The 15371-nt window shown below is 66.0% G+C and carries 9 protein-coding genes; 6 read left to right on the top strand and 3 right to left on the bottom strand.

Going from position 1 to position 15371, the window contains the following annotated elements; translation table 11 throughout:
- Window positions 1–109: 109 nt before the first annotated feature.
- Together Spa11_RS04800 and Spa11_RS22750 are read left to right on the top strand one after the other, a co-directional pair.
- Window positions 110–1561 (top strand): RNA polymerase sigma factor RpoD/SigA, encoded by a 1452-nt coding sequence (locus Spa11_RS04800; protein ID WP_391503312.1) that lies wholly within the window; start codon window positions 110–112, stop codon window positions 1559–1561.
- 247 nt (window positions 1562–1808) lie between these two features.
- The gene (locus Spa11_RS22750) at window positions 1809–2738 is read left to right on the top strand and encodes a hypothetical protein (RefSeq protein WP_197529745.1); all 930 of its coding nucleotides are present in this window, start codon (window positions 1809–1811) and stop codon (window positions 2736–2738) included.
- Window positions 2739–2880: 142 nt separating this feature from the next.
- Here the strand turns inward: Spa11_RS22750 and Spa11_RS04780 are convergent, their stop codons facing one another.
- Window positions 2881–6513: an AAA family ATPase gene (locus tag Spa11_RS04780; protein WP_145108685.1), complete on the bottom strand. Its 3633-nt coding sequence runs from the start codon at window positions 6511–6513 to the stop codon at window positions 2881–2883.
- 76 nt (window positions 6514–6589) lie between these two features.
- Window positions 6590–7813: a metallophosphoesterase family protein gene (locus tag Spa11_RS04775; protein WP_145108682.1), complete on the bottom strand. Its 1224-nt coding sequence runs from the start codon at window positions 7811–7813 to the stop codon at window positions 6590–6592.
- Between the two features lie 230 nt (window positions 7814–8043).
- On the opposite strand from Spa11_RS04775, the gene Spa11_RS04770 reads away from it, so the two are divergent.
- The gene (locus Spa11_RS04770) at window positions 8044–9018 is read left to right on the top strand and encodes a FliM/FliN family flagellar motor C-terminal domain-containing protein (RefSeq protein WP_145108679.1); all 975 of its coding nucleotides are present in this window, start codon (window positions 8044–8046) and stop codon (window positions 9016–9018) included.
- 413 nt (window positions 9019–9431) lie between these two features.
- Here the strand turns inward: Spa11_RS04770 and Spa11_RS04765 are convergent, their stop codons facing one another.
- Window positions 9432–9731, bottom strand: coding sequence for a hypothetical protein (locus tag Spa11_RS04765; RefSeq protein ID WP_145108676.1), 300 nt, complete (start codon window positions 9729–9731; stop codon window positions 9432–9434).
- On the opposite strand from Spa11_RS04765, the gene Spa11_RS04760 reads away from it, so the two are divergent.
- From Spa11_RS04760 to Spa11_RS04750, 3 genes are all read left to right on the top strand, one after another.
- Window positions 9721–10311 (top strand): hypothetical protein, encoded by a 591-nt coding sequence (locus tag Spa11_RS04760; RefSeq protein ID WP_145108673.1) that lies wholly within the window; start codon window positions 9721–9723, stop codon window positions 10309–10311. The two genes, Spa11_RS04765 and Spa11_RS04760, sit on opposite strands and share 11 nt — an antisense overlap.
- Window positions 10312–11023: 712 nt before the next feature.
- Window positions 11024–13402: an outer membrane protein assembly factor BamB family protein gene (locus Spa11_RS04755; protein ID WP_197529744.1), complete on the top strand. Its 2379-nt coding sequence runs from the start codon at window positions 11024–11026 to the stop codon at window positions 13400–13402.
- Window positions 13403–13579: 177 nt separating this feature from the next.
- Window positions 13580–15292: a PQQ-binding-like beta-propeller repeat protein gene (locus tag Spa11_RS04750; RefSeq protein ID WP_145108667.1), complete on the top strand. Its 1713-nt coding sequence runs from the start codon at window positions 13580–13582 to the stop codon at window positions 15290–15292.
- Window positions 15293–15371: the final 79 nt, after the last annotated feature.

The raw sequence follows: 15371 nt of genomic DNA, 5'->3' as shown, positions 1-15371 counted from the left end.
GCGAGTGTTTGCCGTGCCCCGCACCCAGCGTCCTCAACGGAAGTCGGCCAAAGCCGCCCCCCCCAAGTCCCTCGCCAAGCCCCTCGCCAAACGCCCTATGGATGACGACGTGAAACGTAACGGCTCAACCATCGCCTCGGGCAGCGAGCACGAGGACGATCCGGGCGAGTCGCACGTCGATGATCCGGTGCGGATGTACCTGATGCAGATGGGCGAGATCCCGATGCTCAATCGGGACGAAGAGGTCTCGTCGGCCAAGTCGATCGAGAAGACCCGCACGTCGTTCCGTCGCACCCTGCTGTGCAACGACTTCATCCTCCGCGGCGCGATCGACCTCTTGGAGAAGGTCCACCGCAAAGAGCTGCGTCTCGACCGGACGATCGAGATCTCGGTCACCAACACGGTCGAGAAGAAGCGGGTCATGCAGCGGCTCGCCCCGAACTTGGCGACCGTCAACGCCCTGATGGAGAAGAACCCGGGCGACTTCCTCGTGGCGGTCGATTCGCGTCGTCCGCAGAAAGAGCGTGTCGCCGCTTGGCGCCGGCTCATCATCCGTCGCAACAAGATCATCCGCCTGGTCGAGGAGCTCAATCTGCGTCTCCAGCGGCTGCTGCCGCTGATGGACCAGCTGCACGAGATCGGCCACCGCATGGCGACCATCAAGCAGCAACTGGCCGAGCCGGAGAAGCTGCTCGACGAGACCCACGCCGAAGAGCTGCGGCATGAGCTACGCTACCTGATGCGGGTGACCCAGGAGAGCCCGCAGACGCTGGCCCACCTGGTCGCCCGCACCAAGGAGCGCCGCGAGCGCTACGACGCGGCGAAGCGTCGCCTGTCGGCCGCCAATCTGCGGCTAGTGGTGTCGATCGCCAAGCGTTACCGCAACCGTGGCCTGTCGTTCCTCGACCTGATCCAGGAAGGCAACACGGGCCTGATGCGGGCGGTCGACAAGTTCGAGCACGCCCGCGGCTACAAGTTCAGCACCTACGCGACGTGGTGGATCCGCCAAGCGATCACCCGAGCGATCGCCGACCAGAGCCGCACCATTCGGCTTCCGGTTCACATGATTGATACGATGAGCAAGGTCCGCTCGGCGACCGCGCAGTTCGTGCAGCTCCACGGCCGCGAGCCGTCGGCCGAGGAGATCGCCGACATGCTCAAGATGACCCTCGACGACGCCGCCTGCATCCTCAAGATGACCCGCCAGCCGTTGTCGCTCGACCAGCCGGTCGGTGACGCCGAGGACAACTACTTCGGCGAGTTCCTCGAAGAGCACCGCGACGACGACCCGCTTTACGACGCCAATCAAGAGATGCTCAAGGAGCGGCTCGACGACGTGATGAGCGAGCTGACCTACCGCGAACGGGAGATCATCAAGCTGCGTTACGGCCTCACGGACGGCTACAGCTATACCCTGGAAGAGGTGGGCAAGATCTTCTCGGTGACCCGCGAACGGGTCCGCCAGATCGAGTCGAAGGCCGTCCGCAAGCTCCAGCAGCCGTACCGCAGCCGCTCGCTAGCGAGCTTCCTCGACGGGGTCGAGATCCCGGTGGAGATGTGAATTTCGCAGGAAACGAGCCGCTCCGAGGCGCCTCAGCCGTGGGCGGTAGCCCTCGGTGCGAAGCGGGCGCTAGGGTTCCACCGGGGCTTCCGCCCGCGGCTGAGACCCGAAGGAATTGGTGCTCCTCGCCTTTTTCCCGCGTTGCTTGGAACCAGCCACCTCGGTGGTTAACCTAGAGAAGCCGGAGAAGGTGCGCCCCGGGGGCCACCACTCCCTAATTGCGAATCCCTGCTAACGGAACCGATCGATGAGCCTTCGCGCCTGCTTGTACCTCCTGATGGCCGCCAGCGTGCTGGCCGTGTCGGCTTGGACCAACGCTGCGGAGCCCGCGGTAACGGTCGCTGACGATGCCGCGGTCGAAACGCCCGCCGAAACCCAGGCCGATGAGCCCGAGGCCGGCGAAGCACCCGCCGATGCATCGAGCGAGCCGATCGGCCTGTTCGACGCGATGGAGAAAGACCTCGTTGAGGTGACGTTCGTCGCAAAGAACGACGAGCAAGGCCGTGTGATTGTCGCGAACAAGACCGACCAGCCGGTCAACTTCCGCATGCCGAACGCCTTCGTTGGCGTGCCGGTTCTCGCTCAGTTCGGTGGCGGCGCTGGCGGCGGCGGGCTGGGCGGCGGTGGTGGTGGAACCCAAGCGGTTGGCGGCGGCGGTGGCGGCTTGGGCGGCGGTGGCATGGGTGGCGGCGGCATGGGCGGCGGCGCCTTCAGCGTCGCGCCCGAGAAGGCCGCTAAGATCAACGTCCCGCTGGTCTGCCTCGAGCATGGCAAGCGCATCCCCTCATCGAAGAAGCCCTACAAGATCGTCCCGGCAGAAGACGAACTGTCCTCGAAGCCCGAGGTCATCGAACTGCTCACCGCACTGGGTCGCGGCCAGCTGAACCGTGACGCCGCCCAAGCGGCCGTCTGGCACTCCACCGACGACATGAGCTGGCAAGAACTTGCCGCCAAGCTCGACGGCACCGAGCGCAGCACGGTCCGCAACGCGTACTTCACCGCCGCCGAGATCCAAGCGGCGATCGCCTACCACAGCGAAGCGGTCCGCCTCGCCGCGGTGAAGGCCGCCGAGCGCGCCGACTCCGAAGGCGACGACAGCGAGAAGAGCATGTCGGACGAGGCGATGAGCGACCGCCGTTCGTACGACGAAGCGGGTGAAGTCGTCAGCGAGGGCTGAGAGCGAAGGCGAGCCCACGACTTCAGGGCGAGCCCACGATGTTAATCGTGGGTGGAACCCGGCCAGAGCTCAAGATCGAATGCGCTTCACACCGACGACTAACGTCGCCGGCTCGCCGTCGCAATAACTGCGACGCCCAGTCTCAAGTCTCGGCCCACGCTTCCCGCGCTTCGTCGAGCCACGACGAGCTCATTGGCGTTTCGGGGTCGATGTCGTACCCACTGGACGACGGTGGGCCGTAGGTGAAATAGCCGTTGTCGCTCGGGCGTTCGTCGGCTTCGTAGACCGCGCGGTACGGCGCTTCGTTGTGGGCATCGGCGTACTCACGCCGTTCGCCGTACGCCACCGCTGCGGCGGGCGCGCCGTACTCGACGCCGCCGTTCTCGGCATAGGTGTAGGCCCGTTCGGGAAGGATCGCGATAGCGGGCGCCGCGTACGCCGGCTGCGGTTCCTCGTCCTCTTCGACCTCTTCGTCGACCGGCTCGACGACTTGCTCCACGAAGCGCCGCGTCTCGACGACCGGCGCCAGCGGCAGGTACTCGGCGTCGACGAACGACGGTTGCTCGACGTCTTCCTGGACGGCGGGTTCTTCGATCTCTATGGCCTCTTCAACCTCGGACTCGTCGAAAACTTCTTCGACGACCGGCTCGGCGACAACGACCGCCTCGATCTCTTCCTCGACTTCTTCTTCGTAACGGCTCGGCAGACGGCGCACGTCGGCGCCGAGGTCGTTGAACATCCGCCGCACGTGTTCGTGGCAGGTGAACAGCAGCACTTGGTGGCCGTCCTTCGCAAAGTCGCTGAGCACACTCGCCGCGATGCGGGCTCGGGTGTCGTCGAAGTTCACGAGCACGTCGTCGAGGATCATCGGCAGCGACACGCCGCGGCGGGCGAAGGTCGCCACCAGCGCCATCCGCACGCCGAGGAACAGCTGCTCGCGCGTGCCGCGGCTGAGGCTCTCGACCGGCAGCGACTCGCCGTCGGCCGTATCGACCATCAGCACGTCGTCCGCCAGCGGCGTCCAGACGCGCGGGTAACGGCCGCGGGTGAGCTGCTCCAGGTAGCGTGACGCCTCTTGCAAGGTCTCGGGCTGGCGGTGCTGCTCGTAGTCGGTGCGGATCAGGTCGAGCATCGCGCCGATCGCCGCCCGCTCGCGCCAGCGCTGCTTGGCGGCGTCGATCTGGGCCTCGACGAGGTCGAGCTCGACCTGCTTGTCGGCGAGCGACGTGTCCTCGACCATCGCCTGCCGCTCCTTGGTGAGCGTCGCCTTGCGAACGGCCAATTCACGGAGCTGCTTCTCGAGCGCGTCGTGTTCGGCGGTCAGCTCGGCCCAGGCGCCGTCGAGCCGCAGGACGCCTTCGCGGTTCATCAGTTCGACGAAGTCGGCCTCGGTCCCGTAGGCGCCGATCGCCGCGGCGATCTCGCGCGTCAGCCTGCCGCGGGTCTCGTCGAGCTTGGCGGCCGTCTCGATGTCGGCGACCAGTTGGCGGAAAGCCTGCTCGTCCTCGACGCGGGCCATCGTGAACAGCGCGTGCAGGTCCGACTCGACGCGCTCGGCCAGCGCGGCGTGCTTCCGTTCTTTCTCACGCAGCTCCTTCGAGCGCTCGCGGAGCTTCTTGCGGTGGTCGATGCGGGTCTGTTGCAAACGGCGTTCGCTCAGCAGGTGGTCGAGCTGGTCCGGCAGCTCGGCGTCTTCGAGGACGAGGTTCGCTTCTTCGGCCAGTGCGACGATCCGCTTGCCGAGCTTCTCGTGCTCACGCTCGCAACGCTCGATCTCTTCTTGCTTGACCTCGGCCTTACTGCGGAGCTCGAACAACGCGCGGTACTGGCCGGCGAGTTTCTCGATCTCGCTGGCGGTCGTCTCGTCGGGGAGGCCCACCGTCTTGAGCGCGACGCGCCACTCCTTCTCGGCCTTGGCGAGGTCTTCCTTCGCCGAGCGATAGAACTCCTCAGCGCTGGCGGTCCGCTGATTCGCCTTGCGGCGCTCGGCCTCGACCGGCAGCATCCGCTCGAGCTCTTCGAGGTGCTTCTCGGCGTGCTGCAAGCGGACGACGACCGAGCCCTCCTTGAGCGGCAGGTCCTCGTCGAGCACGTCCTGCTCGGTGAGCGTGGCCTGGACTTCGCGCTTCGCCGCGTCGAGCTGTTGGCGACACGTGTCGAGCTGCGTCGCCTGGGCGTCTTCGAGCAGGTAACGCACGAACCAACAGCCGCCCGCCGCGAGCAGCGCGGGCAATCCCGCCTTGGCGATCCAGCTCGTGTCGGCCGGCGCGACCCAACCCCAGAAGACCACCACGACCGCCGCTGCGAACGCCGCGGTCAGTAGCAGAAACAACTCGATCGGCAGCACCTGGCGCTCGATGAGCCGGGCCTCTTGGTCTTCGAGGTCGGCGACGGTGCGCCGCGATTGTTCGACCTTCTGCTCGGCCTTGAGGCGGCGGCGTAGGGTCGCCACCAGTTCGCCGGCGTCTTCGATGTTGCTCGGCAGGCCGAGCTTCTCACTCGACGTGAGCGCGCCCTCGAGCTGCGCGTCGTAGTTGCGTTCGTGGCCACGGAGCGCGTCGAGCTCCTTCTTGGCGTCGGCGACCAGCTTCTCGGCGTCGCGGACTGACTCAATGATCGGCTTCAAAGTCTCGAGCGTGTCGTCATCAAGCTCCGGCGCAGCTTCGGGCGATGGCTTGTGCCGCCAGAGCTTGGCGAGGCGCGCCGTCTCCGATTCGACGCGGGCGTCGAGGCGTTCGACCTCTTCGCCCAACTCTGCGCCCTGGCGTTCGAGCGCGTCGAGCCAGTCGGTCTGTTCCGCTAGCGCGTCGAGCCGGCAGCAACTGCGCATCAGCGCCTCGTTGACGCCCAGCTCCTTCATCTCTTTGTGCAGCTCGCGTCGCTGGCCGCGGAGCGTGTGCCGCTGGCGGGCGTGGTCCTGGGCCTTCTCGTTGAGCTCGTCGAGCTTCACCAGCGGCTTATCGCCGAGGTCCGGCAGTCCGTCGTACTGGCGGCGCTGCTCGATGACGCGCTCGCGCTCGGTCCACAGCGGCTTGAGGCCCAGCGCGATCTCGATGCGGCGGGCCTTCTTCTCGGTCTCTTTTAGTTCGGCTTGGAGTTGCTTGGATTGCGACTCGACCTCGTCGATCTCAACCGCCAGCTTGCTCCACCGCCGCGAGTCGATCGCCAGCTGCTCGATCTCGACCTGCAGCTTGTCGCGTTTCCCGAGCAGGTCGCCGATCACCGACGATTCACCCGCCGGCGCGATCAGTTGCTTGCGGCTGGTGCGCAAGCCCTGGATCACGTCGTACAGCGAGACGCGGTCGAGGCCCGACGTGAGCCGATAGATCCACCGCGCCGCCTCGGCGCCCTCGAGCGCGCCGAGCTCGTTGATCTCGTCGAGGCCGATCGCGAAGACGTTGCAGTACGTCCGCTCGTCGACCGACTCCAGCGCGTCGCGTAGCAGGCGGTCGCCCTGGGCTTCGCCGTCGGGGAGGTTGATGGTCACGCGGCCGCGGTCGTCGTCGCCGCGCTCGACGTAGCGCACGACATCGAACGGACCGTCGTCGGTGATTAGCCCCAGCGAACCGCCGGGACGCCCGCCGTTGCGCGGCGGCAGGTAACGCTCGCGGCGTTCCTTGGTGACGCCATACAGCATGGCCCGCAGGAAGTGCATCAGCGTGGTCTTGCCCGCCTCGTTCGGCCCGTACAGGACCGTGATCGAAGGGGACAACTCACGCAGCCGCAGTTCGTTCCAAACGCCAAAGCCGTCGACGTGGAGTTCGGTGAGTTTCATGACAGGGGTGAGGCTTGAGGCGTGAGGCTGGAGGGTTGCGCTGCGAGACCTTTCCTCGGGTCTCACCACTCAAGCCTCAGGCCTCTTCTGTCATCAACGCCACGCCGAGCTTGGCGGCGTCGTTGAACAGATCGACCCGTTGGGTCGCGGTTTGTGTTTGGCCCATCGACGCCAGCGACGGGTCGGGGAGCGGCTTGGGGAGCATCTCGCTGAGGTCGAGCACGAAGGCCTCGTTGCTGCGCATCACGTCCACCTGACGCAGCAGGTCACCGAGGATCGTCTCTTGGTCGAGTTGTTCGTGCGGCGGCTCGTAGCGAGAACGGCACGTCACCGCGTACGTCCAGCAGAGCGGCTTCTCGCGCCCTGCGTGCTTCTGCAAGTCGGCGAGCAACTCGCCGCACAAGCCATCGGCGCGGAGCTGCGCGACGATCGGGCCAACGCCCTCGAGCCGCCAGGCGACGAGTTGGTGGACGCCCTGCGCGCGGCCGCGGAGCTTGTCGAGGCGTTCTCTTAGGCGAGCCTTCAACTGATCGCCGGTGACGCCGGCGGTGAACTCGACCGTCTCGTCGTTCCAACGCACCACGTCGGCAGCGACGAAGCGCGTCTTGGCTTTGCCCGACTCGTCGACTTGCACCACGGTGCAGCCCGAGGGGCCTTGGTCCGCGGGGCAGCGTCCCTGCGGCGAGCCCGCGTAGTGCGCGACGCCGGGCTCGTGATCCACCGTCGCGCGACGCGAACGCCCGCCGAGCGCCATGTAGTCGACTCGGTCGCCCTCTTTGCCCGGCGCGTCGCTCGTGCCATAGGCGACGCCCACCGTGAAGCGCCCGTGCGCGTCGCGGCGGAAGCCGCTGGCGTCGACCTCACGGTCGGCCGGCTTGCTGACGCCTTGGACGACGGCGATGACTGAATTGCCACGCTTGAGTTCGTGCGACTCGACGCGCCCTATCGGGAAGACCGTGACGTTGTCCGGCAGGCGCTCGGTGCGGGGCCAGGCGTCGGGCGGGTCGAGTTCGCCGCCGGACCAGAAAACGCGCGTCCCGCGCTTCTCGAGCCGGGCGAACTGATTGAGCAAGAACGACACGACACGCGGCGACGCGCGGCGGGCGTCGAGCACGTCGCCGGCGAGCACCAGCGCGTCCGCTTCTTCGGCGAGCGTCGTCTCGAAGACGCGCTCGGCCGCTTCGAGCGGGGCGTCGCGCAGCAGCGCGCGTAGTTCTGGCGGGGCGTCCGTCAATCCGTAGAGCGGACGGTCCAAGCGCAAGTCGCTCGCATGAACGAGCCGCACCGGCTGCGTAGCCATCGAACGCCTCCCTGCGTGGCAAGATGATGGTAGGGGTCTGGCGGCCCGGCCCGCCGGGTCCGCCCAGTCGCCAAAATCTACCCAAAATCCGGCGGCCCACCAACTTCAGATGCGCGCAACGCTCGCTGAAGCCGAGATTTCTGCGACGACGCCTAGCTTGGCAAAGTTTGCCGGTTACGTCGCCGATAACGACAAGGAGACTATCCGCCTCCCTTAGCTAGCGTTGCGCCGTGGCCTTCCTGACGCCCGAACTCGCCGCCCAAGTCGTCACCGCAACGACGACCAACGCCGAAGAAGCCTCCGGCGCTCTGAGCCGCGCTTTCGACGGCGAGTTCGTCGTCAAGGCGGGGGAGCCGGCGCCGTTTGATCCGTCGACGGCGGGGCTCAGCGGCGGCGGCTTGGTCTTCGCTTTCAAGTTCGGTGACGAGCAGATGCTAGCGGTGCTGCCGGCTGGCACAGGGGGCGCCCCGCATCGGATGGTCCCCGAGTGGACCAAGGCGCCCGATCCCACGGGGGAGAGCAAGCTCAGCACGCTCGGCCAAGAGCTGAGCATGCTGTTCCTGCCCGACTCGCTGATGGCGGACGCGTTCGAGGGGCGCTGGGTCGATGACCTGGCGGCCGCCGTAAGGCACGCCGAGCCCGCCGCCGACGCGACGGCCGCACCAATCGAGATCGCCCAGGGCGAGTCGCTCGCCGCGCTGACGCTCGTGTGGCCGGTCGCCAACGCCGACGCTGCGTTTGCCGCGGCAGCGGCCGAGCCAGCGTTGGAGACGGCTGCTCCTGAGGGTCCGGCCGCTGCAGACGCCCCGGCGGCGCCGGCAGCCTCGGCAAGTCAGCCGCTTGGTATCGCCGCCACGCCCGAAGAGGACAAGTCGCAGTCGAAAGTGCTGCGTTGGAAGAAGCCAGCGCCGCGTGATTTACGGGACCTGCCGCCGAACGTGCTGTCGGCGTTGCGGGTTATGGTGCCGGTGTCGGTCCATCTGGCGGGAAAGAAGATCAAGCTAGCGGAAGTCATCGACCTGGGGCCGGGCTCGATCATTACCTTCGACAAGGCGTGCGACGCGCCGCTTGAGGTATCGATCGGCGGCCGTCCCGTCGCAACCGGCGAAGCGGTCAAGGTCGGCGAGCGCTTCGGCGTCCGTGTGCAGAAGATGATCCTCCCCGAGGAGCACTTCCGCACGATGCTACCAGCGAAGAAGGCGTGACACACGCCGGTGTTGGCGCTCCGTAGCGACGACGCCGCCGCGGTTGATCGGAGCCGTGGGCGACAGCCCGCGGAGGAATCCGGGCGCCCATCTCACTCCCAGGGCTGCGCCCCCCCGGCTCAGTCGGGTACCGATTGTGTGTTTGGCGCCGAGAACCTGGACGTGCGTTCAGAGGCTCGTAGAGGGGTCGTAGAGGCCTTTCGAGGGGTCGCTAAAGGTTTACCAAGGCCCCCCTCTTCGACGCCGTAGATGGTCCGTTAGGGCCCTTCTCGAAGGCGCCACCCCAATGGGGGAGGTTCCGTACTTTGGGGACGACCCACCAAAAAAAGAACCGGCCCGCACGAGTCGCCCCGTGCGGGCCGGTGTCATTCGCAGCCAAGTTGCCTCAGCTTTAACTTCGTCGAGCGAGGTGCTCAGCGAGCGAAGCTGACGCGGACGACGTCACGCTGACGGCCGATCGCGGCGTTGGGGTCCGCCATCGGAGCCGGCGGCATCGGAGCGGCGTCGTCAGCAGCGGCCGGGGCCGGAGCCGGGGCCGAGGCCGGAGCCGAGTAAGCCGGAGCACCGCCACATCCACAGGCCGGGGCGCCGCAAGCGGGCTCGGCACAGCAGCTGGGGTCAGCACAGCAGCTCGGATCGGCACAGCACGACGGCTCACAGCTGTCGCAGCAACCACGGTGGCACTTCAGGCCGCCGAAGAGCTTGTCGAGCAAGCAAGGCTTCTTGCAGCAAGGCGAGCAGCAGTCCGCAGCACAGCAGCTGGGGTCAGCGGCACAGCACGACGGCTCGCAGCAACCGTTGCCACAGCAATCCGAAGCACAGCAGCTCGGATCGGCACAGCACGACGGCTCACAGCTGTCGCAGCAACCACGGTGGCACTTCAGGCCGCCGAAGAGCTTGTCGAGCAAGCAAGGCTTCTTGCAGCAAGGCGAGCAGCAGTCCGCAGCACAGCAGCTGGGGTCAGCGGCACAGCACGACGGCTCGCAGCAACCGTTGCCACAGCAATCCGAAGCACAGCAGCTCGGATCGGCACAGCACGACGGCTCACAGCTGTCGCAGCAACCACGGTGGCACTTCAGGCCGCCGAAGAGCTTGTCGAGCAAGCAAGGCTTCTTGCAGCACGAATCACAGCACGTCGCATCGCCGCAGCAATCCGAAGCACAGCAGCTCGGATCGGCACAGCACGACGGCTCGTCACAGCAACCACTGTCACAGCAGCAGCTCGGATCGCAGGCGTCCGAGCAACACGCGGAACCGCATCCGCATCCGAGCTTGTCCAGCAGGCCACCGTAGCTTTGGCCAACAAACGACATGCTCAGAAGCAGGGCTCCTAGCAACTGAAACTTCATTGAGGACTCTCCTAACTCTTCTGCGGGATCCAACCCAGCGAGGGCTAGTCGGTCACCCGGCCGACTTCCGGCAACGCGCGACGCCGCTCCTCAGCGGCAGACTCTTCGCGTGCTGCCCGACAATGCGGGCCGGCTGCGTCAGCCGAGGGAACGGCACATATAAGTGCCGGGAGTCCGTCGGGGCCGACTCGACCGTGTGAGGTGGGATCCAGCGGGGGGGGTGCGTCGCCGCCAGTCGAGCCACTCCTTGACTCGAATCAGTTGGGCCAGCGATGCGACGCATGCGAGGCCTTGATCGCGGGAGACCAAGGCGTTGCAGCCGTACCTATCGGCGGCCTTGGAAAGCCCCCTTGAGATGCCGCAAGCGTTTCCCAGCAAATGGTTTACATCAACTGTTGCGGGGTATTTTCCGTTGGCGGAAGGGGTTCCGTGTATACCGGTTGTGAGGGCGATGCATCTCACCGTATCGGTAAGGTCAGCCAAGCCCGGCGCATGGCCCGGGTACTTGGTCCCTGGTATTCTTCGTAGACCGGGCGGCTTCGCCGCCTATGCTAACTCATTCACTAGACACGGGTTGAGGCGCCGCGACCGGGGCGCCCGGATCCTCCCGCCAGGATGGCATGCCCGCACGCCTTGCCGATCCCGCAAAGATTGACATGCCCACTTGCTCAGTACCTCGCTTAGCCACGACCCGTTGGCGAAGTGTCCGCTCGATTCTCGCAATTGCGCTGGCAATCACCGGGTTCGCCTTAACCGCTACCGCTGCCGACTGGCCAAACTGGCGAGGCCCGACCTATGACGGCGTCTCGACGGAGACCGGCCTGGTCGAAAAGTGGAACCCCGAGGGGGGAGAAGGGAGCAACCTCCTCTGGAAGCGCGACGACCTCGGCTCACGATCGACGCCGATCGTGATGAACGGCAAGCTCTACGTGCTCACCCGCGATCAGCCAGGGACGGAGAACGAAGGCGAGAAAGTCGTCTGCGTTGACGCCAGCAGCGGTAAGACGATCTGGGAGCACCGGTTCAACGTCTATCTATCCGACGTGCCCGACACGCGCGTCGCTTGGTCGAGCGTCGTGGGCGACCCCGAGACCGGCCGCGTCTACGCCCAAGGCGTGTGCGGCTACTTCTGTTGCCTCGATGGCGACTCGGGCAAGCTCGTCTGGGAGCACAGCCTCCACGAAGAACTGGGCCTGCTCTCGACCTACGGCGGGCGGACCAACTTCCCGATCATCCACGAGGACACCGTCATCCTCAACGCGGTGGTGATTGGTTGGGGCGACACGCCCAAGTGGGGCCTGATGGCCAAACCGGCCCACCGCTTTATGGGCTTCGACAAGGCGACCGGCGAGTTGCGTTGGCTGAGCGGCACGACGCTCATCCCCGACGACACGACCTATAGCTCCCCTGCTTTGGCGACGCTCGCTGGGCATCGGGCGATGGTCTTCGGCTCGGGCGACGGCATGGTCTGGGCCATGCAGGCCGGCACCGGCAAGCCCCTCTGGAAGTTCCCGCTCTCACGCCGCGGCATGAACCTGTCGCCGGTCGTCGGCCCCGACGGCCGCGTCTACACCGGCCACAGCGAAGAGAACATGGTCGGCAACACCATGGGCGCTGTGGTGGCGCTCGACGGCACGATGGTCGGCGCCGAAGAGCCCAACGACCTCAGCGGCAAAGAGCTTTGGATCAAGTACCAAGAGATGGTCGGCAAGAGCTCTCCGGTGCTCGTTGACGGCCGTCTCTATGCCGTTTCCGACACAGCCAAGATGCACGTCTACAACGCCGCCACCGGCGAGATCCTCAACCGCCGGCCCGCACGTCTCGGCCGTGTGATGCGCGGCAGCCTGCTCTACGCCGACGGCCGCATCTATGCGTGCAGCGAAGGCGGGGAGTGGTCCGTTTGGAAGCCCACCGAGGAAGGCGTCGAGAAAGTTGATAGCGTCTCGCTTCACGGCGAACAGGTCGACGCCTCGCCGATCGTCGCGGGTGGTCGCATCTACCTGACCACCGGCGCGGCCATGTACTGCATCGGCAACGAAGAGTCTGTCAAAGCCAACAGCGACCATAAGGCCGCGACGCCCGAGCCCCCGCCGCTGACCGATAAACGCGTCGCGCAAGTGCAAATCGTCCCGTGGGACGTGCTCCTCGCCCCAGGTGAAGAGCAGAAGTACAAGGTGCGGCTCTACAACGCTAAAGGCCAGTTCCTCCGCGAAGCGGCGCCCAACAAGGTGTCGTTCGGTGTCTCTGGACCCGGCAACATCTCGAAGGAAGGCGTCTACAAAGCGCCCGCCACCGAAAAATCCGATACGGCCCTGGTCCTCTGCGAGATCGAAGGCATCTCGGCCGAGGGCCGCGTGCGGGTGATCCCGCCGCTGCCGTGGAGCTACGACTTCGAGGACGGCGCCGAGGACGTGCCGCTCACCTGGGTGGGCGGCCGGGTGCGATATGTGCTCCGCAAGTCGGACGACGGCAACCATTACATCGCCAAGCCCACCGAGCTCCCCACCCGCCCCGGCGCGCCGACGACGAAGCTCGGTACGCGGAGCCAGATGTGGATGGGTTCGCCCAAACTGTCGAACTACACGGTCCAAGCCGACGTTCAACTACAAGAAGGGGTCAGCGGCGAGTCCACCGGCGGCGGCCGCGTCCCCGAAGGCCCCCCCGCCGCCGCCTCGGCGGTGAAGCTCCCGTCCGTGGGGCTGATCAACAGCGGCTATACGTTCTCGCTGTTCGGCCCCAACCAGGAAGCGAGGATCTACAGCTGGGGCGTGGACAACAAACGCACCAAAGCCGCCGAGGCGATGGAGCTGACGTCGGGTGTCTGGTACAGCATGAAGCTCAAAGTCACGCCCAACGCCGAGAAGAAGGTCGCCATCGTCCAGGCCAAGGTCTGGCCTCGCGACTCCGCCGAACCGGCCGAGTGGACCCTCGAGTTCGAGGACGAGGCCCCGCAGCTGCAGGGCAGCCCCGGCCTCTTCGGCGACGCCAAAGAAGCCGAGTTCTTCGTCGACAATTTAACGGTGACGCCGAACTAACAGTCGACTCAAGCCGCAATTAGTTAACCACAGAGCCACAGAGGGAGGTTTGTAGGAGGCGTCTCCAGACGCCGATACGGTGTCCATTCCGAATCGGCTTGGTGCGCGTAATCGGCGTCTGGAGACGCCTCCTACAAGACGACATCGTCTGTGGTTAAGTCTCATAAGAGAAGAGCTATGAAGTCGTTGAACTTGCTGTGCGTGTTTTCGCTTGTCGGCGCTAGTACGCTTTCATTCGCCGCCGACTCGGTTCCTGCTCCAACGAAGGAGTGGAACCAGTGGGGCGGCAGCAGCGTCCGCAACAACGTCCCGGTGGGGACCGATATCCCCACCGAGTGGAACGTCGGTGAGTTCGACTTCAAGACCGGCGAGTGGGACTCGGAGACCGCCGAAAACGTGAAGTGGGTCGCCAGGCTCGGCTCGCAGACCTACGGCAACTGCGTCATCGCCGACGGTAAGGCCTTCGTCGGCACCAACAACTCCGGCGGCTGGCTCGAGCGCTACCCGTCGAACGTCGATCTCGGCTGCCTCCTTTGCTTCGACATCGAGGACGGCAAGTTCCTCTGGCAGCACTCGTCCGAGAAGCTCAAGACGGGCCGCGTCCACGACTGGCCGCTGCAAGGCATCTGCACCGCGCCGCTAGTCGAGGGCAAGAAGTTGTGGTTCGTCACCAGCCGCGGCGAGGTCCGCTGCCTCGATACCGAAGGCTTCCATGATGGTGAGAACGACGGCCCCATCACCGACGAGCAGCACACCGCCGAGAACGAAGCCGACGTCGTCTGGGTCTTCGACATGATGCGCGAGCTGGGCGTCTCGCAGCACAACATGTGCTCGTGCAGCCTCACCGCGGTCGGCGACATCCTGCTAGTGGTCACCGGCAATGGCGTCGACGAGTCGCACCTCAACCTGCCCTCGCCCAACGCGCCGAGCTTCATCGCCATCGATAAGAACTCGGGCAAGCTGCTCTGGTCGGATGACTCGCCCGGCGACGCCATCCTCCACGGCCAGTGGTCAAGCCCCGCGTACGCCGAGATCGAGATGCCCGACGGCACGATGCAGCCGCAGGCGATCTTCGCGGGCGGCGACGGCTGGCTCTACGGCTTCGATCCCAAGGGGGACGGCGAGGGCGGTTCGAAGCTCCTCTGGAAGTTCGACGCCAACCCTAAGGAGTCGTTCTACGTCGTCAACTCCAGCGCCACCCGCAACCACCTGATCGCCACGCCCGTTGTCTACAAGAACCGCGTCTACATCGGCGTCGGCGAGGACCCCGAGCACGGCGAAGGCGTCGGCCACCTGTGGTGCATCGACCCGACCGGTTCGGGCGACGTCTCCCCCGAGTTGGCGTTCAACTCCGAGGACCCCGACGAGCCCATCGCCCCCAAGCGGCTCCAGGCCGTCGTCCCCGAAGAGGGCGACTTCGCCCGGCCCAACCCCAACTCGAAGGTCATCTGGCACTACAGCGAGCTCGACGACAACGGCGACGGCGAGATCGACCCGTTCCTCGAGACGATGCACCGCACGATCGGCTCGGTCGCCATCAAGGACGACGTCTTGTACGTCGCCGACTTCAGCGGCATCTTCCACTGCCTCGACGCGATGGCGACCGGCGAGCCGAAGGTCCACTGGAGCTACGACATGTACGCCGCGGCCTGGGGCTCGCCGCTGATCGTTGACGACAAGGTCTACATCGGCGACGAGGACGGCGACATCGCCATCTTCAATCACTCGGCCGACCCCAACGAGGCGATGGTCGAAGACGGCGGCGAGATGATGCCCGCCCACGGCGAGATCAACATGGGCAACAGCGTCTACTCCACGCCCGTCGTCGCCGACAATGTGCTGTACATCAGCAACCGCACGCACTTGTTTGCGATCGAGAAGAAAGAATAACCACGGAGGCACGGAGGAAAGCGCAGAGGGCCCTCTCCGCGAGTCGGAAGTGAATTTTGTGGGAGGGGTCTCCAGACCC

The sequence above is a fragment of the Botrimarina mediterranea genome, assembly GCF_007753265.1.
In the GTDB taxonomy this organism is placed as follows: Bacteria; Planctomycetota; Planctomycetia; order Pirellulales; family Lacipirellulaceae; genus Botrimarina; species Botrimarina mediterranea.
This window is presented reverse-complemented; position numbering and strand designations above follow the sequence as displayed.